Origin of the sequence: Anaerocolumna jejuensis DSM 15929 (assembly GCF_900142215.1) — a bacterium.
GTDB lineage: Bacteria > Bacillota > Clostridia > Lachnospirales > Lachnospiraceae > Anaerocolumna > Anaerocolumna jejuensis.
The window spans coordinates 179056-203243 of record NZ_FRAC01000007.1 but is presented as its reverse complement, the minus strand read 5'-3'; the positions used below and the strand labels follow the sequence as shown (position 1 = coordinate 203243).

The window sequence follows — 24188 nt, the reverse complement described above, 5'->3', positions numbered from 1 at the left end:
TTCATCAAGCCAATTCTAATTCCAGTTCAACAACAAATCCATCCTCTTTATTCCGAAAGGATATGCTGCCTTCCATTTTATTCATAAGATCATTCACTATATAAAGGCCCAGACCGCTGCCATGTTTATTTTCCGTACCCTTCCCACGATAATATTTCTCTTTTATCTTATGTATCTCTTCTTCTGCTACTCCTTTGCCCATATCTTTAATACTAATCAACAAACGGCTGCCTGTGATTATACTTTCAATCCGGATTGAGGTATCCGCATACTTATAGGAATTATCAATTAGGTTATTAATTACCTGCTGTAAACGCATTTTATCAGCCTTAACAATACAATGCTCCAGCTTACACTCCACTATTTTTTTCTGGCTGTCCGCAACCTGGAACATCTTACGGATATCGCTGCTAAGGATAGAAGTGATTGTTACTTTTAACTCTCCCAATTCCCCAAGCTGACTGTTTAGCAAATCAGCCGTCATCAGATTGATCTGCTCTGCCTTCGAGGATATGGATAAAATCTTAGCCAGCTGGTCCTCGTCCTTTATAACTACATTTAGGAATTCACAGATAACCATGATAGAGGTAATCGGTGTCTTAATATCATGGCTGATGGATGCAACCAGTTCCCTTTTGCTCTTTTCTGTCTTTTCTGCCTTTTCCCTTGCATGCTTTAACTCCGTCCGCATGATATCGAAGCTTTCGGTAAATACACCAAAGACATTTTTCTTATCCATCTTAAGATCCATTTCCAGGTTTCCTATTGCTATTTCCTTGGCAAATGCCTTCATTTCTTCAAATGGTCTTATGATTGAGCGATTGATATAAAAAGCCGCTGCTGCCGCAATTCCCCACATTGCAGCCAGAACACAGCCTAAAATAATTACTATCTCTGTTCGAAAATGGTGTACGGCCTCCATATAGGCCGGTGCCAGCACTACAGTACCAAGGATTACATTATCCAGGATAATATTTTGCATGGCATTGGCTTCTTTCATTGCTTCTACTATCGTACTGGCATTATAGCCGTGACTGTAAACCAGCTTCCCCTTTAAATCATATATGGCAAAAGCCCCTATATCTGCCTGCAGCTTCATATCTTCCAAATGCTCAAAGTTCTCGCCCGCCTCGATTGTTATACGGTTAAGGGCTACGATATCATTGCTGTATTCCAGCTGCCGTTCATTTAAAATTATGATACCCGCAATAGCAATTATCGTCACAGCTGCCATACTTATAAAAATATGTTTTACCTTTTTCATCTCAGCATTATACCTTTACTTCGAAAACATAACCTACACCCCAGATTGTCTTTATGTACCTTGGATTCTTGGGGTCCTGCTCGATTTTTTCACGGATACGCCTTATATGGACATTTAAAGTAACATCGCTCACATAAGCATCCTCCCACACCTTCTCAAACAATTCCTCTTTTGAAATGACACGGTTACAATTCTCAACCAAATATGCCAGCAGCCGAAATTCCTGATTCTTCAATTTCACTATTTCTCCGACAACACTAACCTGGCGGTAGTTATAATCAATTGTAATGTGTCCGGGAACAGGCGATACTACAGGTTCTTCCTTCCTTATATAGGTTTGATAACGTTTCAGCATGGTCCTAGCCTTAGCCAGTAAAATATTTAAGGTAAATGGTTTTACAATGTAATCATCTCCTCCAATATTAAATCCTGTTAATATGTCTCCTTCACTATCCCTTGCACTAATAAACAATATTGGAATATCCGACTCCTCACGTATGCTTTTACAGAATTTAAACCCGGAGTGCTCCTTCAGATTAATATCCAGAATAAGTAATGACACTTCATTCTCATTAAATACTTTCATTCCTTCCTCATATTCTGTAGCATAAGCCGTCTTAATACCGAACATATCAAAGTATTCCGCCGTAGTTTTGGCAATATCTAACTCATCATCTATAACTAAGCAATCATATTTCATATACACCTATCCTCTTAATGGCTTTTTCAATTTTTTTCTACCTGAATCCATCATATCCCATTCCAGATACGGAGTAAATACTGTATAAATGCTTTTCTTTATAAATAAGCGCAATAAAAACAGGGCCTGGGGAAATATTCAATAATTGGGACCAAAGCGATAACAGAAGGATATTAAAATATTGGATACCAAAGTAATATGAAGAATATTAAAAAAATGTTTACCGGAGCCTTCTACAAATTCGACAGGCTCCGGCAAACATTTCATCGGCAGGTTTCTATTGCGGACTTTAAGATACTAAGGCCGCTGTCAAGCTGTCCGTCGGTTACGACCAGGGGACATAAAAAGCGGATAACATTGGAATAGGTTCCCGCACTTTCAACAATCAGTCCATGTTGAGAGCAGTAATCCAGGATATCGGACACCAGCTTTCCATTGGGGGTTTTATTCATTTTATCCGTTATAAATTCGATTCCCATCATGCAGCCGATGCCCCTTACATCTCCGACCTCCTCATAGGTATCTTTCCAGCTGTTAAATTCCATTCGGCACTTTGCTGCAATCTCAAGGGAACGTCCGCACAAATCATCTCTTTCGATTATTTCAATCACCTTCAGGGCAGAGGCACAGGCAAGGGCATTACCGCCGTAGGTCCCTCCTATGATGCCGTTTTTAACCCCATCTATTATGGTGGCTCCTGCCGTTATGGCACTTAAAGGAACTCCACCTGCAATCGATTTGGCCGTAGCAAGAATATCCGGGGCGCAGCCTGCTTCTGCCCAGTAATTAGACACAAACATCTTACCTGAACGTGCAAAGCCGGTCTGTACTTCATCCGCTATGAGCAGAATGCCTTTTTCGTCACAGATTTTTCTCACTGCCTTTACCCATTCGATGGGAGCAGGGATAAAACCTCCTTCTCCCTGGACAGGCTCCATTACAATAGCCGCTACAAATTCAGCCGGGGATGCTTCCTCAAATACCCTTTCCAGCTTTTCTGTATAGTATTCTATGGCTTTTTCCTCACTAAGGCCTTCCGGTCCCCTGTACAGATAGGGAAACTCTCCGCGGTAAATACCGTCGGGGAAAGGCCCTAAGCCGGCAGAATAGGCTTTCTTGGAGGTCATGGTGGAGGTCAGAAGGGTCCTTCCGTGGAAAGCCCCGGAAAATACGATAATATTTGGCCTTCCGGTGTAGGACTTGGCAATCTTCACGGCATTCTCCACTGCCTCCGCTCCGGAATTGGCAAACATGGTCTTTTTTCTGCTTTCTTTTACCGGAACAATTTGGTTCATCTTTTCCGCAAGCTCGATATAGCCTTCATGGGTGACAATATTCATCATTGCGTGGAAATACTTCTCTGACTGGGCTTTTACCGCCTCAACCAGCTCCGGGTGGCTGTAGCCGATGTTAAGCACCCCTACTCCTCCGACCCAATCCAGAAAAATATTTCCGTCTACATCCTCAAGCATCGCTCCCTCTCCCCTGCTTATAACACAGGGATAAACGGATTTAATGGCTCCCGGTATTGCTTCCTTCCTTCTTTCTAAAATAGCACTGGCTTTCGGCCCCGGCAGGGGGGTAATTATTTTGGGTAAAGAATCTCTTAACATATTTCTCCTCGTTTCTGCGCCGCTTTTTCCTATGTTCGTTCATGTGGGCAGCGCTGACACAAACATTTCTCTCATTCTGCTGATTTTGTATAAGTTGATTTAAATTTTAAGTTAAAATTCAACTTATTAATAATTCAGCTTATATGACAGCGGAAAGCCCAATAAAAGCAACTCTGTTTTATAAAAAATAATTATAAAGCTTTTTTATAGATCTCTTTCATTTCATCCATAGAGAAAACCACCGGATGGTTTGCAATGCTGGGCGCGGATACCTTAAGACAATTGTCTGCCAGCCAATCCACATCCTTTTCTTCAACTCCCATCTCACCCAAGGTTACTCTTAAGTTAATTCCTTCTAAAAGCTCCTGGATTTTATCTGTGAAATCATTTTCATCCCTTCCGCCAAGGTACCTTGAGAGTGTGGCAAATTTGGACCTTGCTCCCTCTATGGAAGCTCCGTAGACATGGGGTGCCAGTGCTGCCAGCCCTTTGCCGTGCACAACATCCTTCAGACCGCTGACCGGATGTTCCATGCCATGAAGTGCCGTAACTCCTGCCGTATTAATAACCATCCCTCCCAGGGTACTGGCAAGGCATAAGCTGTCCCAGCCAGGAAGCTCCTCTGCATCCGCATAAAGTTTCGGAAGGCTTTCTATTGCAAGCCTTGCTCCCTCAAGGGCCATGATATCTGTCAAAGGCTGAGCAATAGAGGATATATAGGCATCCATGTTATGGCACAGGGCATCAAAGCCTACGCAGGCCAGAGTTTCTCTTGGCATGGTCTTCATCAGCAGCGGGTCAATAATGGAGCAAGCCGGTACAATAGCACTGCAGCGCAGGGATTTTTTATCCAATGTTTCGGGATTTGTCATAACGGCAAAGCCGTTTCCTTCACTTCCGGTACCGCAGGTAGTGGGTACAGCCAGGATGGGAAGGGCTTTATTGCTTATCTTCCTGCCATAAATGTAGTCATTGATATCGCCTCCGTTCATTGCCTGAAAGGCAATTCCCTTTGCCGTGTCAATACTGCTGCCTCCTCCAAGGGCTACTATAAGATCGCAGCCCTCCTCTAAAGCTAACTGTGCCCCTTCATAGACAGTAGTCGTCAGCGGGTTCGGTGTTACCCTGTCAAAGACCGTGGAAGTAACCCCGTTGCTTTTAAGCTGCTCCTCTGCTTTAGCAAGCAAGCCGGAGCTTTTTGTGCTTTTCCCTCCTGTAACGATTAATGCCTTCTTTCCCAGCTCTTTCGCTTTTTCACCGATAATATCCGATTTTCCCCGGCCAAATACCAGATTGACCGGCAGGTAATATTGAAATTCCATAGTTACTCTCTTTCCAAGCGTCTGATTTTTGTTTTGCATTTCTGTTAATCTTTCTGTTTTCGTATATCTGTTCCATAACACCGCATCTTATTTTATATTACCGTCTTCATATTACTATTTTGATTTACCTTTTTTCACACTTTATAACAGCCTTATTATTAGATGTGGCTTTCACTCTTTATATTTCGTATTATTTATTTAATGTTCGTTGTTTTTCCATCCTCTGTTCCAACAAAGTAATCTTCTGTCAAACCATAATTTTTCAGGATGGTTAAAAGGGTTCCGTCATCCTTCATTGCATTTAAGGTTGTATTGACTTCCGTCAAAAAATCCTTATCCTCAAAGCGCAAGGCAGCGCCAATCTGTCCGCTTGCTTCTGCTTCATAGGGAGATAACAGCTTCAGCTTCAGGGCGCTGTCCGATGCCAGTGTATAGCCTGCTACAATACCGTCTGTCACGACTGCATCTACCTTTCCCATATTAACGGCTGTCATGAGGGTTGCCTGGTTATCATAGGCCTCCAGTTTCCCTATTTTGCCGTCATCCAGCCATTTCTGGGCGGTTTCATAAAAGGTGGTCCCAGGCTGTGCCCCTATCTTTTTGCCCTTTAAATCCTCCTTACTGGCTATGGTGGAATCAGCAGGTATTACAACCGCTTCCCCTTCCTGGTACCACTTATCCGTAAATGCGGCAATCTTGAGCCTGTCATCCTTTACATACATGGCGTCTACTACCATATCAATATTATTATTGTTCAGCTCCACCAAAAGATTGGAAAAATCGATAACCTTCATTTTAATGTCAGGTATTCCAAGTCTCTTGCATATTTCACGGAGGATTTCAATATCAACCCCTTTCAGCTCGCCGGAATCCACGTCCGTATAAGAAAAGGGTGCATCATTGGATGAGCCAATCTGGATATAGCCTTTTTCCTTGATTTTCTGCAATAGTTTGGATTCACTGCCGGAAACCTGGGAATCATCCTTTGCAGCCTCCGTAGTCTCTCCTCCATCGGCAGCCTTGGTAGCCTCTCCCCCATTAGCAGAAGCATTACTGCCAGAAGTGCTCTTTGTACCGCAGCCTGTTGCCATTACAAGGACCATAATAAGTGCCAGCATTAAAACAATGCTCTTTTTAACATTTACTCTTTTCATACTTGCTCCCATTGCATACCGCAGACAGTTCTGCGGTACTGCCATAAATAATGGAGTGTGAAAGTGCTTTTCTTTCATAATTTACCTTCTTTCCTGCTCGTTGAGCATAGTTGCAATGATTCCAATTGTTTACACTCTCTTTAACTTTCTTTCTACAATTCTGCTTAACTGAGAGAGTGGGATACTAAGCACCAGATATACCAGTGCCAGAATGGTATAAGCTTCCACAGTCAGAAAGGTCTGGGAAGCAAAGGTTTTCGTCCGAAGCAACAGCTCCTGAACCGAAATCATGGCCAGCAGAGAGGTATCCTTAATCAGCATAACCAGGTAATTCCCAAAGACCGGTACGGAATTTCTCAAAGCCGGCGGTATAATAAAATGAAAGAGCACCTGGCTTTCACTAAAACCAAGGGCCAGCCCCGCTTCCCGCTGACCGGAGTCAATGGCAAGGATGGCAGAGCGTATAACCTCTGACATGTAGCAGCCATAATTAATGGCAAAGCCTATAATACCGCAGGTAGATGCCTCCAGCTGAAAATTGGTATCATAGCCCAGCAAAGCCATCAGCGCATTTATCAAGGTAGGCACTACATAATAGATATAGAAGAACTGGACCAGCAGGGGCGTTCCCCTTACGATTTCTATCATAAATCCAAGAATTCTTACAAGCATTTTTCTCCTGGAAAGCCTGCCGATAGCAACCAGCAAAGCCACAATAAGGGCACAGGTAAAACCCACCAGAGTAATAAATACTACAATTCCAATTCCGTTTAAAAGACTGGGTCCAAGGGTATCAAAAGCTCTTTTAAAATGCAACTCCATTCTGTTTCACCTTCCTTTACAGTACTCTTGCAAGAAATGACTTGGTTCTTTCATTCTTAGGCCTGGTAAAGATTTCTGACGGAGAGCCCTCTTCTACCACATAGCCTCCATCCATAAAAATAACCCTGTCTGCCACATCTTTTGCAAAGCCCATTTCATGAGTTACTACTATCATTGTCATTCCCTCCTTCGCCAGCTTTTTCATAACCTCCAGTACATCCCCCACCAGCTCCGGGTCAAGGGCGGAGGTTGGTTCATCAAAGAGCAGGATTTCCGGCTCCATAGCCAGGGCCCTGGCTATAGCGACCCTCTGCTGCTGACCTCCTGAAAGGGCAAGGGGATAAATATCCGCCTTCTTTTCCAGGCCCACCTTTCCAAGAAGCTCCATTGCCTGTTCTCTCGCTTCCTTATGGGGGATTTTATTCAGCTTCAGCGGCGCATACATTACATTTTCCACCGCAGTTTTTAATGAAAACAGATTAAACCTCTGAAACACCATTCCCACATGCTTCCTGTAATTGGTAACCTTCTTGCCAAGTTTGGTAATATCCTCTCCCATGTATAAAATCTCTCCGCCAGTAGGCTGCTCCAGAAGATTGATACAACGTAAAAGGGTACTTTTCCCCGAACCGGAGGGCCCAATAATTACTACCACCTCTCCTTTTTCCACTGAGATATTGACATCCCTCAGTACCTCCAAATCCTCAAAGCATTTGGACAATTTTTTTATTTCCAGCATTGACATGTGTTCACCCTCTTCCATAAAATCACTTATAATCATCCTTTCCTGCATTTCTTCCTGCTGCTTCATTTTTTTCTATTACTATATTTCTTCCTGTTTCTGCATTTCTTCCTGTTCCCATATTTCTTCCTGCTACTGCGATACTTCCTGTTTCTTGATTTCTTCCTGCTTTGAATTCTTCATGCTTTGAAATTCTTTTAATGCCTTATTACTTCCTATATCACAAAAAAAGACAATGAGCTTTTTTAGCACCATTGCCTTTATCATTAACAAGAAATTTCAATTAACTATAATTCTGAATTAATCCATCCTTCACCTAATCTGACTATTTTACAGGAAGCTGGAATTTCCGCCGGATAATATCTACAACCACCTCGCAGGTTCCTTCCACTCCCAAAAGACTTGAGTCCAGCATGACATGCTTATTATCCTTATCCGACATGGAATAGCCACAATAATGCCTGTGGTAGGATTCCCTGGCCTTATCCACGGAAGCGATCATCTTTTTTGCTTCATCCGGCCGCATATCAAGCCTTTCCACACAGTTTGCAAGCCTTGCCTCATAGGGGGCGTAAATAAATACATTAATGATATTTTTATAATCCTTTAATATGTGGTCCGCACACCGCCCAACAATAATACAGGACTCTCTTTCAGCCAAATCCACTATAATCTTCCTTTGTACGGAAAAGATAGAATCCTGAATAGCGGTAGTTCCCATTCCCAGAGGATAATTCATATTGAAAAACGCCGACTTTGCACTTTCCTCCACATCACTGATAGTTGAAACGGGAAGGTTTAAATTCTTAGCTGCCATCTCTACAATGTCTCTGTCGTAATATTCAATCCCCAGTTTTTCACTGACCAGACGCGCAATAGGTCTTCCCAAACTGCCGAATTGCCTTGCGATTGTCACAACAAATTTCTCATTCATAACGACCACCTCTTTCTTACAAAGGGTTATTTCTTACAAAGGGTTATTTCTTATAAAGGGTATTTCTTATAAAGGGTATTTTTATAAAAGGGTATTTGTTAATAAAAAGTATTTCTTATAGATATTCTATTCCATAAGCTTCTCTTGTCTTGGGTTCATTATATGCCTCCGGATGAGAGGTTACAATATCCGTTAATTCTAATTTTTTACGCCGTTATTGTACTTTAAGTACATATGAACCTTTGTTCTGTCTTTTCAATGATTGATTTTACTGAATTTGGATTTCCAGTTTTCAGCAATAAAAAGCAACCGCCTGAAGGGAAGTTGCCTTTTTTATCTGCTCCTTCAATTGGGAGTACAAAAAAAACTACCAACTGATATTGATAGTTGGTAGTGGAATTATATAAATTTTAATTTATCTTTTCATATATCGGATCATGATTAATTGTGCTTAGTTTATCCGTTTTATTATAACCAAGTGACTTCCAAAATGCATCATTATTATCCGAAGTAAGATAAAGGTCCCTGGTACCATTTGAATAAAGGCTCTCTTCGGCATGTAAAATCAACTTAGTTCCTAATCCGGATTTTCTAAAATCAGGTTCAATATAAATCTCTCTGATAAAGCCCCAATCCTCTCGTTCACACCAGTTACTTTGAGAGGTATCAATCTGATAATATATAAATCCAACCGGTTCCTCATCAATAAATAATAAATCCAGCGTGCTTGTTCAGTCATGAATGTTATTGTATTTAAAGTACAAAGTATGTTATACTAAGCCATCATTGAAAATGGAGGACCGGAAAATGGGTACACAAATTACAGACCTTTTTGAATGTGCAAAAGAAAAATACAGCCTTGCGCTCCACGGCGGAGAAAGCGGTCTTACTAATTCCGTATCCTGGGTATATCTTGCAGAAGACTTTCAGAATATGCCCTTTTTAAAAGGAGGGGAACTGATAATCACAACCGGCCTTTTTACCCAGGGCGGTGTAAACCTTTATGATTTTATCAGAGCACTTGTTACCCACAATTGCAGTGGTATCCTTCTGAATGTAGGAAAATATCTGGATACGAAAGACATCACCTCAGAAATCACAGAATTCTGCGACATCAGCAAATTTCCTATATTCACCATGCCCTGGAAAATCCATCTGGTAGATATTATGCAGGATTATTGCCGTGTTCTGCTCAACAATATCCAGAGCACGGACCATTTAAATGCAGCCTTTCAGGGAGCCCTCTACCAGGCACCTGTTCATGAGAATATACTCCTGACCTTGAATCAATATGGCTTTCCATCCTTGGCAGATTACAGGATTGTTGTCATACAGAATTTAAAAAACACCACACGGATTACCTTCTCACTAAACCGTCTTAAGATAAAATACCATCTTTTCGAGCACGAGAACCACCAGATACTGGTATACCTGGTATCGAACCTGCAGCCCTCCCTGAATGAAATACTTGATATTTTACTGTTCTGTGACAGCATAAAGCTTGGAATCAGCAATGTCATTCCATCCCTGACAGAACTTAGCCTCTGCTATAAAAGGGCGCGTTTCTCACTGGCAGCCGCTGTTTTTTGGAGCAGCACCTATGTTAATTTTGATGATTTAGGACTCTTTCAGGTACTTTTTTGTACATCAGATCCCGATATGTTAAAGAACATCTACAAACGAAGCCTTGGAACTCTTGAAGAATTTGACACTGCCCATGATTCGGATTACACGGAGACTTTAAGGACCTTCCTTCTGTCTGATTGTAACCTGCTGGATACTGCCCAAAGAATGCATACCCACCGGAATACAATTATATACCGCATTAAGAAAATAAAAGAACTGCTTCATACGGAACTGGATAATTCAAAAATAAAATTTGATCTGCTTATGGCCTATTACATAAAGGAGTATTTTTCAATATAGGATTTTCCATTGCTATGAACAGTACTTTTTCAGCAATACCTGCCTTTGAACATAAATAAAGCTGCCCCATTTTTTACTGGGACAGCCTTACCCTGGCATATATTATGCCATATTAGCCTGTAATGACATGGCAATACGATAATTCCTTTCAAAAATCTGCAGGATACCGTCTACTACTTTATGGCAAAGTTCAACAATATAATCACAGTCAACTTTTATTTTCTTAGCTACCTTTAAATACTCTTCATGCATTTTCTTAATAAATTTAAGTATCTCGTCCACTGTGGCAAAAATAAGATTCTGTTCACGGTTCTTTACTGCCTCTTCACTTTTAACATAGCTTCTTAAAGCTGTTATCAGTTTCTTTTCATATCCACAATGTTCCTTGATATTTCCTTGAAAGATATTGTTATGAGGATAGGTAAAGTAATCTGCCAAATAATGAGTGATAACTCCTAAGTGCCTGCTGAAATACCTGTCTATTCCTCTATCTGCTTCATAATTATCTGTTACTTTTAATATTTCCTTTTTCAGTATATCAAAGGTCTCGTCAATCGTATGTCTTCTTGTGATAAAGGATGGAAGACAATCCGGCAGAATACTGCCGATGTAAAAAGCTTTTTTATGATGGGTAAGTCCATCATTCTCCATGCTGTCCAGTAAATAACCTGCTAAAGAAATATGTGATTTTTTTCTCATTCATGTCTCCTGTTTTATGATCGACAAATAGCTCTATGGCTCCGGGAGATTCGTTTCTCTAACCGGTACTCTCCTCATTTACCAACATAAGTGATTGTACACCCGAAATACACTTTATACAATAGAAATAATGACATTTAACAAATTCTTAACGCTATCAGAAAAAATAGTTTTATTTGACAGATATTTTATTGACATTACTAAAGGGGTAATTATTCCTTTCAAGAAGGGGGATTGTAGTAAGGGTATTGGGAACGGACGATGATTTTGGCTTACCTTTCGTAATTTTCTCGTTCGGGGTTCCGAATTCCACTAAAATGCCAGCAGCTGTTCCTGGCAGGTGAAATTATACCAAACTCGCTGGAAGGTTGTTTTTGTGTGGTGTTGTGAGCTCAGACAGTGGTATAATTTTACCTAGGAACAGCTGCTGCCATTTAAGTGTCATTAGGGAACTCCTCAATAGAAAATTACGAAAGGTAAGCCAAAATCATCTGGGGGTTGGCTATAAACCCTTGGACAGTTGTTATGTTGTTTTGGTCTTATAGTGTTTTGGGCATGGCTAACGCATAAGACCAAATAATGAATATGCACAGATGACCAAGGGGGTTGTTTTGGCATTTTGTCTCAAGAGGTTCCTTATGACACTTAAGCGGCAGGAAACGTGACTAGGTAAAGCAATGCCACTGTTTGAGCTCGCTAACTAACACAGCCATATTTGTCACAGCGAGTTTGGCATTGGTTTACCTGCCAGTCACGTTTCCTGCCGTTTTAGTGGAATAAGGGTTCTCGCGTAACAAAATGCCAAAACAACCCCCTTGGTCATCGTCCGCTTCCATAAACCTCCACCATGCGTTTATCATGGATGGGAGTATTGGGTTATTGACATTTCCTTTATTTTCATGTAGAATTTACCTTGTTTATACTTTTTGTCACTATTATTTTATGCCTTAAAGAACTTGATTATATTTATGGCTCTATCACAGAACAGGAGATGATTATTTGGACTCGAGCGAAGTCACGCGTATGATATTAATAGGTGTTTTATTGTTACTATCCATCTTTTTTTCATCAGCTAAAACAGCCTTTAGTACTGTTAATAAGCTGCGTATCCGCAGCCTTGCAGAAGAAGAAAACAAAAGAGCAAAACTGGTGAATAATTTGCTGGAAGGCCCGGCAAAAATGCAAAACACTCTATTAATCGGCAATCTTATTCTTAATATAGCCATATCATCACTAACTGCCTCTCTTGCCATTGATCATTTTAAGCCTGTGGGAATTGTAGTAACTATAGTTCTTCTTATTTTTTTCATGCTGGTTTTTGCCAGAATGATTCCGAATACCCTGGCAGAGATTAATTCTGAAAGGTTCACACTAAAGTATGCAGGGCTCCTTCTATTTATTATTAGAATCATGACCCCTCTAACTTTTTTCATAATGAAGATTTCCTCCCTGTTTCTTATGCTTTTTCATGCAAATAACCTGGAAAAGGCCTCTGTCATTACCGAGGATGAGCTGCGCTCCATCGTCGAAGTAAGCCATGAAGAAGGGGTAATCGAAATGGATGAGAAGCAAATGATCACCAATGTTGTAGACTTTGGGGATTCCATGGCAAAGGATGTTATGGTACCCAGGGTAGATATGGTTTTTGCGGAAATTTCCCTCTCCTATGATGAATTAGTGGAGCTGTTTTCAAAAGATAAATATACCAGAATGCCTGTTTACAGTGAATCCAGAGATAATGTTCTTGGTATTGTCAATTTAAAGGACATCTTCTTTTATCAAGGAAGTAAAGAAAACTTTCAGATTAAGGATGTTATGAGAGAGCCTTATTTTACTTACGAATATAAGAAGACTACCGAGCTGTTAAAGGAAATGCGTAAGAATTATGTGTCTCTTGCCATTGTTTTAGATGAATACGGTACTACCACAGGTCTTATAACCCTGGAGGATTTACTGGAGGAAATCGTCGGAGAAATCAGAGACGAGTACGACGCCGACGAAGAAGACAGTATCCGTAAGATTTCCGATACGGAATATATTGCGGATGGTAATACAAAGCTGGATGAAGTGAATGAGATAATCGGTCTGGATTTGGAATCCGATGATTACGATTCAATCGCAGGTCATATGATTTACCTTCTCGACCATCTGCCTGAGATAGGCGAGAGCATAACGGATGACAATGTTGTCTATACCGTTGATTCTGTTATGAAAAACCGTATTGATAAAGTACATATAGTACTTTTACCTGAGGTTAATGAATCTAAAGATAATAAAACAGACAATACTCCCAGATATACAGACCCTGATAATACAGCTTCTGATGATATTACCTTCCATAACACAGATAATACGGCTGCTAAGGATAATAGCTTTGCAGAAAATTTACCCATAGATTAAATCATGTTATTCTTAAGGAATGCACTTAGGACAGGGGAATGCCCCATCCTTCGCGCATTCCTTTTTGCTATAATAGGGATTGCCTAAAGTCTCTGTCAAACGGGTACAGTTTTCCCTGTGATAATATCTTTTGTTTCCTGATTCTGTTATATAAAAGGCTCTGGACTTTCTGATTCTGGCGCCCCCAAAAGCATACCGGTTATAGGTATCAAGAGAAGCGGCATTATAGGGATACCCCTGAAATACCACAAAAAGACTTACATCGTCTATTGTCCTGTCCCAGTCCGTCCTGTCAACCAGCGGAAGCCAGAATTTATAGGTTATTCCGAATTGTCCTGCTATTTCATTATAGTAATTAATATAGTTTTCCATGTTCTTTTCTATCTCATTAATTACAGTATTCCTGCGAACCTCATTAAACTGCTCTTCCTCCTGGAAAAAGGAGCAGGAAATCATATCCTTTACATCCCTGTAATCCCCCTCCACAGATGTATTGCTTGCCTTATCAAATACCCTCACATAATTATCAAGGGTAAAGGAGCAGATTACCTTATCATCCTCATAGGCATAAGGTATCTTCTCACTCCACCTCTTCACAAGAAGCTTCTCCCCTCCCCTGACCATAACCTCGGAATAATTCACGTAAAAGCCATCCCTGTCTGTAACCAGAATAACCGGTATGTATCTTTTTAGTTTCTCTTCCAGGGCAGGCTGCCCAATTACACCAAAGTTAGAATAAAGAGCTGTTAAGAACTGCTCTGCCGCTTTTTCCTTATTGGTGTGCAGGCTACGGCTGCTGTCCTCTTCCACAAGAAAATAGCAGCCGTCATCAACAGCATTGTCAAGGGCTGTATTATAAGCATTTGATTTTTCGGTCACTGCCTCCAGCTGGTTAAACCTGATATCCAGCATGCTAAAGAGAAGTATTTCAAATATAAGAAATATCAGGGCTAAATCAGTCAGTTTCATCCCTTATTAATCCTCCATAGGTAATTAGAATGGAGACCTCCTCCTTTCCTTCTCTTCCGCGGTAAATAAGCATCCTTTGTGCCATAGTTTTATTTCGGTTCATAACCTTAACAGTTATATAATCCCCCTGTGAAAATTGATATTCCCTTCCCTGGTCAAAGGTCTCAAAGATTTCATCCTCATAGGTATTATAATAATAGCTACTGATTGTATCCCCAACCGTATCCGTTACTTCATCATAATCCGGTGCCACTCTGCTGTGGGCATGCGTAATCTCAATATCATACAGATTCCCGGTCTTATCGATTCTGTTAATATAATCATAGTACATGTTTCTATTCAGTTCTCCTCCGGCTCTGATGCTATCCACCAGCTTTATTGTTTCCTGCGTCACATACAGCTGGTTTATGGCATCCTGTTTCTGCGCCATATAAAGCAGGGGAGCAATAAATAATAATATGATTCCTGCAAAGACCGCTATGATTTTCCCAAAGGCATCCATTCCCTAAGCCTCCCGTGTGCCTTTACTCTCTGTGAGTAAAGGCAATCTCCGTAATTGAGTTTTTCTTATCCAATACATATTCTTTGTTATAAGTACCTTCACGCAGGATGGTATAGTCAAAGCCGTCAGTGCCAAAGGACTCCTTTGAATAACCTATGCCGTCAATCTTAATATCCGCTTCCGGAGAACCGGTAAGATATCCTATGACCTCTGCCCTGGTGGCTGTTAATATATGCTCCTTTGCCTTATATTCTAAAAGCTCCTGCTGTCTAAGCACATTCTGCCTGAATAGGGAATGTTTCAGAAGCTCTATACTGTTTCCCATATTTTTGCAGCTTATCAATAAAAAGCTGACACCCAGGCAGAATAATAACACGTATGCCGCCTGCTCTAACAGTTTATTAACCTGTTCCATATTTATACCCCATGCATATCGCAGACTTGTCTGCGATACTGCTTTAATAGAAAAGTTTGTAAAATGCAACGCATTTTTCAAACTTAACCTCATTTGCTATTATTTATTTTGCTCCAGACATAACACTCTCGTTATGTTTCTGCGCTTTTATATTGTCTTTCAAATATAAGGCTGCAGTGCCGATGCAAATTTTACTTCTGTGTAAAGGATATTCCAATTATCGTAGAGTTGACATCCCGTAATATGGCTCCTGTAAACTGAGCCTTCTGGTTAATATAAAAATTACTGGTTATTGTCTGGGTGTCCTTCACTGAGGCGGCGCTGATATCTCCAATTTTCGTATCGGTATCAGTTAGCATTCTGTTATAATAAACGACAGATTTCCTGGTAGATACCTTAACTGCAATATCTTCATTCTTAAATTTATTGATTGCATTGATAACCTCACTGCCAGTTACATCAAGGCCGTCATACATAACTTTGTCGGATTCCGCAAATTCTTTGTTCATACGGCTTATCTGCCCTGTACCGTTCGTAGCTGCTGCATTTGCCTCACGGCTTATGTAAAATCCCAATCCTACAACCAAACAGGTTATGATAACGCCAGCCGCCAGTATTAGACCTTTTAATGCATTTTCCATTTTTTATTATCTCCTTTTCCTACTTGTTTTCCTGCTTGTTTTTCTGCTTGTTTTATTTAACTTATTACTTTTAGAGCTACTTATTTTACTACTTGCTTGTTTATAACTGCTTGTTTGTAACTTGCTTGTTTGTAACTTGCTTGTTTGTAACTTACTTGTTTGTAACTTACTTTTATAACTGCTACTTATATATCTTTTTATTTTAATATTAACTTTAAAGTATTTAGTTTTATGACTATCTGTTTTTGTATCTTTATATATTTTAGTTTAATAACATAGAATTTTTACATTCTACATTTTCAATTCTTACACTTCAATTCTCACCCTTCAATTCTTACACTTCAATTCTTACATTCTTAACTCTTACTTTATGTTTCTCTTCCTGGTATTTTACATACCTTTTAATTTTTTCCCTATACCATTAAGCTTCTTTTGCATCTCGCCTCTCCTCTCCTACTCTCTTCCTTAACCTCCTGCCCCATTTATTTGGTCTATATAAACCTTGTACATCCCCAGACCCTCCAGTACAAAGGGAAGGATAATGTAGAGTCCCACCGTAAGAGCAAAGGGAATAAAGGCTATGTTCTTCCCCAATATGGCTTTTTCCTGTATGCTGATTTCATTGTCCAGTGACCTTTTCTCAAGATAGTTGGCCCTCTCCTGCTCTACATCATCAAAAGCCCGCTTTAATCCAATCTGATCGCTGTTTTGCAGCTCCTCAATTAATTTGGCAAAGGGCTTAAAGGGCTCCTTCTCTTTTAAGCTTTCCAAGGCTTCCCATTCCCCCTTGGGCAGCTCTGTATTGCAGACTCTAAGGGAATCCCGGAAGATATGGGAGAATTCCTCGATCCATTCAAGGATTATCGGAATATCTGCTCTTTTCATATGCATTAAAATGAGAATAACCGATTGAAAGGAAAATACCTCATCCTCCATCTCCCTCTGCCGTACTTTTTTTAGCAGCATAAGAATTGCAGAAGGTATATAGTAAAACCCCAGGGAAACCATGAAGGCAGCTATCAGCTCATACCATTTAAAATATTCTGCCTTAATACGCATTACCCTTGTATAGATATCCTCTGCGGCAATTTTCTGAAGGTACTTTTCTCTTATTCTTCCTTCTTTCTCAATGGTTTTCTCTATCTTATCAAGAGTTGCTTTTTCTTTCAGGAATTGTCTTGTATAGGAAATGATATGCTCTGATAAAGCCTGGGCTTTTTCTTCCGATAAGGCACTGGTCGCATAGGGCAGGTCCCCTGATTTAAGCTTTAACTCCTTGTTTGCTCCATGGATAAAAAAGATTAATAGAATACAGATTATAAAGCCAGAAATTCCATATAGGAGACTCTTTAAGGTAAATTGCCTGACTGTGAGATTTTCACCGGTCAGGCGTAGAAATTCCTCCTTCTTCTTTGCCCTGCCATAATTCTTTTCCAAGATAATATCCAGTAAACGGCTGATACCCTTTCTTTTACTGAAAGCCTGCAATATGGTATTGTCCTTCTGATAAGCTCTCCTCTCCTCCCTCATGGTTATTAACAGCTGATAGGAAAAGAAGGTAAGGAGAAATATAAAAAAGGTTAGCAGTATTCCGGGTGTTCCACTGTAAAAATTATCAAGCTGAGGAAGGCTGTTAACAGCCCAGTCCTCAATGTGCTTTAAAAACATTACAGGAAATACTGCTACCAGGGTAAGCCCGGAAAATAAATGCCTTAACTTATCCCTTTTTAAGATTTCTATATGTATTTCCTGCCTTAAATACCGTATATTCGTTAAAAAAAGTGATTGACCATTTACTTCCGGGTCCCCAAACTTCTGTATTATAAGGCAGAGATTCAGAAAGGTTTTCAAAAACCTGTCCGGTATATGCCGGTTATATTCCTCCCTCTTTTTATCCTCCTCCACCTCTGTAAGAATCCCGTAAATGCATTTGGCATGGAGTTTTATGGGATTTTTACAAAGCTCCATGGCCTCATAAACAGCTTCATCTATCATTCCATGCATCTGATAATACTGCCTGACCTCTGACAGAAATCCATCAAATTGGAGCAGCAGCTTCTTATTCTCTTTCTGTTCTTCAAATAGTATCAACCCATTACCTGCAACATACAGGTAAAAAACTGCAAGGAGGATATCATACCAGCTATTATTGAAGGAGAAAAAAATAATCAGGATAAATGCCCCTGCCCCCCATATCTTTACAGCCAACCGTATGGCTTTTTTCTCAATCCTTATATCTTCTCCCGGATAAAGGATTTCATATTTGCCGGTAATAGCCCTTAAAAAACCTCTTGTCAGAAAAAGATGGATGAAAAAATCATACAGCAGGCACCAGTAATCAACACCTGGCTTTCTGTTATCCGTCCGGTAGATGCTGTAATATTCCCGGAACAAAAGCCGCTTTTTCAAAGCATACCAAAGAACTGCAAATCCTGTAACAGAAACACACAGAAGTACAAAAACAAGACGTATCATTGCTATATTATTCATGATGCACCTCTTTTTTCTGCTTTAAAAAGTATAAGAACTCTTCCCGGTCTTTTCCTGTCAGATTGTCACCAATATGCTTTGCCGTATTTGGTGAAAAGCCCTGATGATATACATATTTCCCATCCTGATAAGCAATGATTTCCCTAGTTTCATAGGTTACCGGACTTGTCCTTCTCCGGTAATATTCTCTTGTAGCCTCTACCAGGCTCTGCGGCAGCTCCCTCCTGTAATAAGGCACGATTTCGGTAATTCTTGATATATAGCGGTGCCCGTTCCGGTTCTCCATATGAATATCAATGCTTACCGCACCGGCAGCCTGGTATTCTGCCAGTCCTTCGTTATGGAAACCGCCTGCTCTAAGCTGGGCAATCTTTAAATATGCTACAAAATCCTCCGTTGTCTCCGCATGGTGGGAGCAAAGAGTCATCTTGGATATCTGGGATATTTCTACAAGGTAGTTAGCGGCATCATGGGATGCAACCTCTCCCAGTATCAGTACTGTTCCATCGGTTTTCTTCATGGTATTTAAGATTTCCTGGCCGGAAACTGCCGGACTTTCCCTTAAGGAGAGAATATTTCTTTGAGGGTAGGCTTTATTCAGATTCAATTCATAAACCTGCTCATAGACACGTATTGGATAGATTTCTTCGATATACTGGACCAGAATCTTTAATAGGGTTGTCTTACCGCTTCCCATTTCTCCTGTAATAACAAGAGACAGGCAACCCTTTACCATCCACCGTAACAGGCTGATAACCATGTCACCGCCTTCTTCTGTTATTATCCCCTTGATATCCATGCTGGTTATTACATCATGCTTTCTGACAAAAAATGCCCAGCCGGCGGCTACCGGAGGCCTGAAAACAACTACTCTGGAGCCGTCCTTCATATCATTTACCATATAGCCCCTGGTTTCACTTAAGAGGCCCGGATTATTGTTGCGGTATATATTTCTGCATACCCTGATTAATTCCTTTTCGGAAGGAAACCGTAAAAATTCCAGCCGGATAGTTCTGCCCTGATAAAAAACCCATATATCCAGCAGGCTCTTATCTGCCGGAATATTCTTGTCTCCGGTGAAGTATGTAGCTTCATAAAAACCATCCAAGGAATTCTCTGCCTTTTCAGATAAGATACCGGAGGATACTCCCCCTGAAATACCGTCTATTTTCATTTCCCTGATTGCATCTATTACACCAAAGCCCCGGTATTGCTGATACACTCTTTGCGTCAGAATCTTTATCTTGTCTTCAGAGGATAAATAAATGCCTTCTTCATAATATACTCTTTCAACCTCCTCCCGGGTTATGGCATAATAGCTTTCCTCCCCATTTTCTTTCAGGACATCCAGGTTATAGTTTTGGGTAAGTTTATGGAAGCCCTCCTTCCCGTACCTTTCCTTATAGATATATAAAAGGATTTCAAATTTATCCTGCGGCTTTAGCCGGGACGGTATATCAAAGGGAATTATATTATTTATGGTATTCTCATTAAGCCCTTCTATTGCCCTTATAATTTCTTCCATGTAATCTTTGATATATTCCTTGGCATTCTCATCACCTACAGTACATTCCTTTAAATTTCTGCGGATAAGCTTCCTTATATTTTCTCTTTTATCCGTTTCCGTCTGGTTTAGATTCAAGTCTCTGAAATCTTTGCTCAGGATATCTTCAAAAACCTCATCCACCGCTGTAATCAGGCTGTCTATGGTAAGCTCGCCGGCATGCTCTATTATTGTGTTTTCATTTCTGAATTGATAAATGGCTATGAGAATCAAGCCGGTGCATAGTAATAGAATGAGCAGAAAATTAAGAATCAAGTCCCAGCCCTCCCTTATCCAATGCCTTGTCTATAAGCATTTCTGTCAGTTTTGAGACATGATGGAAAAAATCCGATAGATTTCCTCTGTTTTTAAAGGCCATACCTTTTAGAAAGAACTCCTGGCATCTTCTTTCTGACACGGCATCCATATAAGCTGTATGCTGAGGAATGGCATACAGCCTCCCTTTTAATTCCTCATAGGTTTTTTCAAGATTTTTCATATTATTGACAGAGGCATTTTGGTAGGAGCCTATAAGAAAAACTGTTTTTTCAAGAGGAAACTGGTATTGTAATAAACATTCTTTTAATACTCTCTTATTTTGATTAATGCTTACTATCAGGATATCAGCTTCCCTCCAAAGCATCCTGGAAACCGGATTATCACCGCATACGGCATCTGTAAAGATAATATCATAGCTGTCTTTTAAGCTCCTATATATAAATGGCAGATATGTTATCATATCCTCCTCCAATGACTTACCGTATCCTTTAGAGGTTCCGGGGAGCAGATTGATACCTCCCCTGCCAAGACTTAAAATAAAATCCTTTATGAGAATTTGAATATTGCTGCTTTCTGACAGATTACCGGTTCTTATTAACCTAAGAATTGCATCTAATCCAATATCCCGGTAAATCTCTTCCTTCTGCCCGCTTCCAAGAAGAATTTCCTCCAAATCCCTGTTCTGATAATGGGTCTGCATCAGAAGAACCTTTCTGTCATACCGGTAAGCTGCCATAAGAGCTGCTGCCGCCAGGGACGAGGTCGTCCCCGTCTGGCCTGCTGTGGGGCTCCAAAAGACCACCTGCATCCTATCTCCTCCTTCCCAGCTTTTTTTCTGCCAGTTTTACTTGCCTTTCATTCATTCCAAAGGCCTCCCGTGAGAGTTCCTTTAGAAAGTATTTAATGGCTGGTGAGAGTCTTTTGTAAGAAACACTATTGTAATACTGCAAGGCAGTCATTGCTTCTTTGTCAGCCTCATCAAAATAGAAATAAAAGCTTTTCTTTCCCAATATTCCTTTTTCATTTATCAGCTTTAGAATGTAATTTTCATCCAATCTGTTTGGAATCTCCCTTATAAGCAGGTATACATCTTCCACCGCCGCCTTAAGAGGTTCTATTACTGCTATATTATGCAATCCGGTATCCGTTACCAAGCAAAGGGAATCACAGGCCTTTATGTCTTTATGGCTAATGTTCTGCCCAAAATCCATCAGGATGAAATCATACTCTCCCTCCAATGTAACTAACGGAGTATCCTTTGAGATATCCACCCCCATATAACAGATTTCTTTCTCCCTTCGGATGTCCAGCTCTTCATAGCGGACGTCTTTTTTTCTTAGTAAATCCACCCCTTCACAACAGACTTCTTTCTCCTTTAGTAAATCCACCCCTTCACAACAGACTTCTTTCTCCCTTAGTAAATCCACCCCTTCATATCGGACTTCTTTCTCCCTTCGGATATCCAGCCCTTTATAATGAACAACTTTCTCCCTGCCGGTTATATCAGATACAGGGATACAGCAGGATAATGCCTTATGACAGGAATTATCCACAAGCAGCACCTTTTTGTCCAAGGCTGTTAACATGACTGCCAGATACAGTATCAGATCATAGCTTTCTGTCCCGGCAAATCCAATACTTGCAGCTTTATTCGGCATATTCCACCTCCATATTCTCATCACTGGCAGTAACCCCTTGGAGCGTTTCTTCTCCTTCTTTTTTCCCGTTGCTAGCAGGAGCCCCTTCTGGAATACCGGATGTATCCATGCTCTGTTTGGAATCCCTCCCTTTCTTTAAGTCACCTGCTTTGCCAGTGACATAATAAAGGTGATTACTGCCGGCATCCTCAGAAGTGCTTGCTTCCCCTGAGAAGGAATCCTCGGGGCTGCTATTCTGCTCATAATATGTCTTAAGTCTTTCCTCCAGCTCCTTTCTGCCGGCCTCATTCAGATAATCCCTGGCTTTCTCCACAACATTGGGGTCTTTCTTTATTAATTTCAGAACATCTTTGTTGGGAATATAGGTTACAAAAGAAGATTCCTGACAGGAAGGAGCTATATATCTGGCCGTATACAGATAGGAACCGGTTTTCAGGTAACAGTCCACCATTGCCGAGGAAATCAGATGAATTTCCTCCGGGGACAGGTTGATATATAAAAAACCTTTTTCCCAGTCAATACAGCTTATGTATGTCTTGCTCAATACAATATAGTCTTCGCCGTTAGGATAGCGCAGGCGGATATCCGTATAATCTCCCGCCTTTATATTTTCTCCCGCTATATTTAAAGAAAATTCCAGTTCCCTTAGGCTGCTATTAATGATATTTTTTTGAAACATATTTTTAAGAAGCTGCGTACCCTTTGGTATATCCACTAAGGCCTGACTTCCGATATCATCCTCACTCATAAAGCTTTCTCTGTTCTGTCCCGAAAGCGTCTTTTTATTTGCCACCACCTTATTCTTAATAACTTCTCCTGCCTTGATATCTCTAACCGCTTCGTATGTTGTTACTGTGTACTCTGCCATCTCCTCTGTCATAGCTTCCATTTTTTCTTCATAAAAGCTTCTGACCCTTACATATCCTGCGTATATTACAACTGGTAAAAAAAAACATAGGCTTACCGTTAATATCCTTTTTACTATCTGTTTTTTTGAAAGCGGCCGCTTTAACCTTTTACGCATTCCATCCTTCCTTTCTGTTTTGTTCACTTTGTATGGCAAATACTGCATGACGCACTCCTGCTATAAAGGGATAATTGGGGCTTCCCCTTTCGCATCTGTAATTACGTGTCATAAATTCTACAATGGTACCTTGTCTTATCGCCTGGCTGTATTCAATGTTATATGGGATTGGAATGATTTTTGACTTATGGAAAGAATATTTTCTGGAAATTGCCGGAATTCCTGATGCTATGCTTTTCGATTCATATAACAGAATAATGCATTTGGATAGTAAAGAAGAATAGTTATCAAAGAAGTGCTCAATGACCTCCTGATCCTGTACTAGAGTAACAACTACCAAATCCGCTTCCGCCAGTATGATTTTTGAGCTCAGATTATTTTCATTTGAAGTATCGATAAAGGTATACGAGGCAAAAATTTCACTTGCCCATAAGATTTTTATAATATTGTCATTCAGGGTATAATCAAAGATAAATTGATTGACTTGATTCCCAATGGGAACATAATATAAAGAATTAAGAAGAATTTCAAAAGAAGCTTCTTTTATAAGTTTTTCATTTTCCATGCAGATAAGCTTGGTATCCTTATAATGTGAATCCTTTAACATCCAGATTTCTTCATATGCTTTCTTATCCTGTATTACATTGCAGCCTCTGCTGCCCCTTGCCCCTCCTTTTGACAACTGATTCATAATGTGTTCGAGACCTGTGTATCTGCTGACATTAAGAGCATTTCTATCAGGCCTCTTCTCCCGTCTTTGAAAGAGCATATTCTCCAGAGGGTTCTTCTGGCAGTGATTTTCCAGCAGTACTGTTTTGCAGGATTGCTCAAAAGCCATAGCAATGCTGACACAGGCTAAATTGCTGGTTACGCCAATGCTCCCTCTGACGCTGCTCCAAAAAGCAACTTTCATAATTTTCCCCTCATTATACTGAAAAAATAGATATTTACCCAATGATAAACTCACGTATAAATTATTTCATCTGCCGTAACACCTCACTTATATGGGAAATACATTTGAAAAAAAGAATTAACTGAAATGAAATTTCATTGATTAAGAATTTTGATTCGGATAATTAGAAATGTCATAT

The 24188-nt window shown here is 40.3% G+C and carries 22 protein-coding genes; 2 read left to right on the top strand and 20 right to left on the bottom strand.

Annotated features, from left to right (window positions below; genetic code table 11):
* Positions 1–4 precede the first annotated feature (4 nt).
* From BUB77_RS04395 to BUB77_RS30965, 9 genes are all read right to left on the bottom strand, one after another.
* Complete coding sequence (locus BUB77_RS04395; protein WP_073273316.1) at positions 5–1264, bottom strand: HAMP domain-containing sensor histidine kinase; 1260 nt, start codon at positions 1262–1264, stop codon at positions 5–7.
* Positions 1265–1271: 7 nt separating this feature from the next.
* Entirely contained in the window at positions 1272–1964 is a 693-nt protein-coding gene (locus tag BUB77_RS04390) for a response regulator transcription factor (RefSeq protein ID WP_073273315.1), read from the bottom strand.
* A gap of 263 nt (positions 1965–2227) precedes the next feature.
* On the bottom strand, positions 2228–3577 hold the full coding sequence (locus BUB77_RS04385; RefSeq protein WP_073273313.1) for an aspartate aminotransferase family protein: 1350 nt from the start codon (positions 3575–3577) through the stop codon (positions 2228–2230).
* Positions 3578–3768: 191 nt separating this feature from the next.
* A complete protein-coding gene (locus tag BUB77_RS04380; RefSeq protein ID WP_073273311.1) occupies positions 3769–4899 on the bottom strand; it encodes an iron-containing alcohol dehydrogenase in 1131 nt (376 codons plus the stop codon).
* 194 nt (positions 4900–5093) lie between these two features.
* Positions 5094–6131, bottom strand: a complete 1038-nt coding sequence (locus tag BUB77_RS04375) for a substrate-binding periplasmic protein (RefSeq protein WP_242962372.1) — start codon at positions 6129–6131, stop codon at positions 5094–5096.
* 51 nt (positions 6132–6182) lie between these two features.
* Positions 6183–6875: an amino acid ABC transporter permease gene (locus tag BUB77_RS04370; protein ID WP_073273309.1), complete on the bottom strand. Its 693-nt coding sequence runs from the start codon at positions 6873–6875 to the stop codon at positions 6183–6185.
* Between the two features lie 16 nt (positions 6876–6891).
* On the bottom strand, positions 6892–7614 hold the full coding sequence (locus BUB77_RS04365; protein WP_073273901.1) for an amino acid ABC transporter ATP-binding protein: 723 nt from the start codon (positions 7612–7614) through the stop codon (positions 6892–6894).
* A gap of 328 nt (positions 7615–7942) precedes the next feature.
* A complete protein-coding gene (locus BUB77_RS04360; RefSeq protein WP_073273307.1) occupies positions 7943–8551 on the bottom strand; it encodes a cytidylate kinase-like family protein in 609 nt (202 codons plus the stop codon).
* A gap of 410 nt (positions 8552–8961) precedes the next feature.
* Positions 8962–9258, bottom strand: a complete 297-nt coding sequence (locus BUB77_RS30965; RefSeq protein ID WP_408606379.1) for a GNAT family N-acetyltransferase — start codon at positions 9256–9258, stop codon at positions 8962–8964.
* Positions 9259–9358: 100 nt separating this feature from the next.
* On the opposite strand from BUB77_RS30965, the gene BUB77_RS04350 reads away from it, so the two are divergent.
* Positions 9359–10477 (top strand): PucR family transcriptional regulator, encoded by a 1119-nt coding sequence (locus BUB77_RS04350; protein ID WP_073273305.1) that lies wholly within the window; start codon positions 9359–9361, stop codon positions 10475–10477.
* 102 nt (positions 10478–10579) lie between these two features.
* Here the strand turns inward: BUB77_RS04350 and BUB77_RS04345 are convergent, their stop codons facing one another.
* Complete coding sequence (locus BUB77_RS04345) at positions 10580–11176, bottom strand: zinc dependent phospholipase C family protein (RefSeq protein WP_073273303.1); 597 nt, start codon at positions 11174–11176, stop codon at positions 10580–10582.
* Positions 11177–12175: 999 nt separating this feature from the next.
* Between BUB77_RS04345 and BUB77_RS04340 the strand changes: the two genes are divergently transcribed.
* Positions 12176–13576 (top strand): hemolysin family protein, encoded by a 1401-nt coding sequence (locus BUB77_RS04340; protein ID WP_084123911.1) that lies wholly within the window; start codon positions 12176–12178, stop codon positions 13574–13576.
* A gap of 12 nt (positions 13577–13588) precedes the next feature.
* Here BUB77_RS04340 and BUB77_RS04335 read toward each other — a convergent pair whose 3' ends face one another.
* The 10 genes from BUB77_RS04335 to BUB77_RS04290 all read right to left on the bottom strand — a co-directional run bounded on the left by BUB77_RS04335 (position 13589) and on the right by BUB77_RS04290 (position 24010).
* Positions 13589–14545, bottom strand: coding sequence for a hypothetical protein (locus tag BUB77_RS04335; protein WP_073273300.1), 957 nt, complete (start codon positions 14543–14545; stop codon positions 13589–13591).
* Complete coding sequence (locus tag BUB77_RS04330) at positions 14532–15047, bottom strand: hypothetical protein (protein WP_073273298.1); 516 nt, start codon at positions 15045–15047, stop codon at positions 14532–14534. The genes BUB77_RS04335 and BUB77_RS04330 overlap by 14 nt, the downstream gene beginning before the upstream one ends.
* 22 nt (positions 15048–15069) lie before the next feature.
* Complete coding sequence (locus BUB77_RS04325) at positions 15070–15462, bottom strand: hypothetical protein (protein ID WP_139241106.1); 393 nt, start codon at positions 15460–15462, stop codon at positions 15070–15072.
* Positions 15463–15653: 191 nt separating this feature from the next.
* Positions 15654–16103 carry a hypothetical protein gene (locus BUB77_RS04320; protein ID WP_073273295.1) on the bottom strand — a complete coding sequence of 150 codons (450 nt, stop codon included), beginning with the start codon at positions 16101–16103 and terminating at the stop codon, positions 15654–15656.
* 465 nt (positions 16104–16568) lie between these two features.
* Positions 16569–18593: a hypothetical protein gene (locus BUB77_RS04315; protein WP_073273293.1), complete on the bottom strand. Its 2025-nt coding sequence runs from the start codon at positions 18591–18593 to the stop codon at positions 16569–16571.
* Positions 18586–20412: an ATPase, T2SS/T4P/T4SS family gene (locus BUB77_RS04310; protein WP_084123910.1), complete on the bottom strand. Its 1827-nt coding sequence runs from the start codon at positions 20410–20412 to the stop codon at positions 18586–18588. The genes BUB77_RS04315 and BUB77_RS04310 overlap by 8 nt, the downstream gene beginning before the upstream one ends.
* A complete protein-coding gene (locus BUB77_RS04305; RefSeq protein WP_073273291.1) occupies positions 20402–21223 on the bottom strand; it encodes a hypothetical protein in 822 nt (273 codons plus the stop codon). Before BUB77_RS04305 ends, BUB77_RS04310 begins: the two co-directional genes overlap by 11 nt.
* Position 21224: 1 nt before the next feature.
* Positions 21225–22073, bottom strand: a complete 849-nt coding sequence (locus tag BUB77_RS04300) for a hypothetical protein (RefSeq protein WP_073273290.1) — start codon at positions 22071–22073, stop codon at positions 21225–21227.
* On the bottom strand, positions 22063–23097 hold the full coding sequence (locus BUB77_RS04295; protein WP_073273289.1) for an SAF domain-containing protein: 1035 nt from the start codon (positions 23095–23097) through the stop codon (positions 22063–22065). Before BUB77_RS04295 ends, BUB77_RS04300 begins: the two co-directional genes overlap by 11 nt.
* Positions 23090–24010: a hypothetical protein gene (locus BUB77_RS04290; protein ID WP_073273288.1), complete on the bottom strand. Its 921-nt coding sequence runs from the start codon at positions 24008–24010 to the stop codon at positions 23090–23092. The genes BUB77_RS04295 and BUB77_RS04290 overlap by 8 nt, the downstream gene beginning before the upstream one ends.
* Positions 24011–24188: the final 178 nt, after the last annotated feature.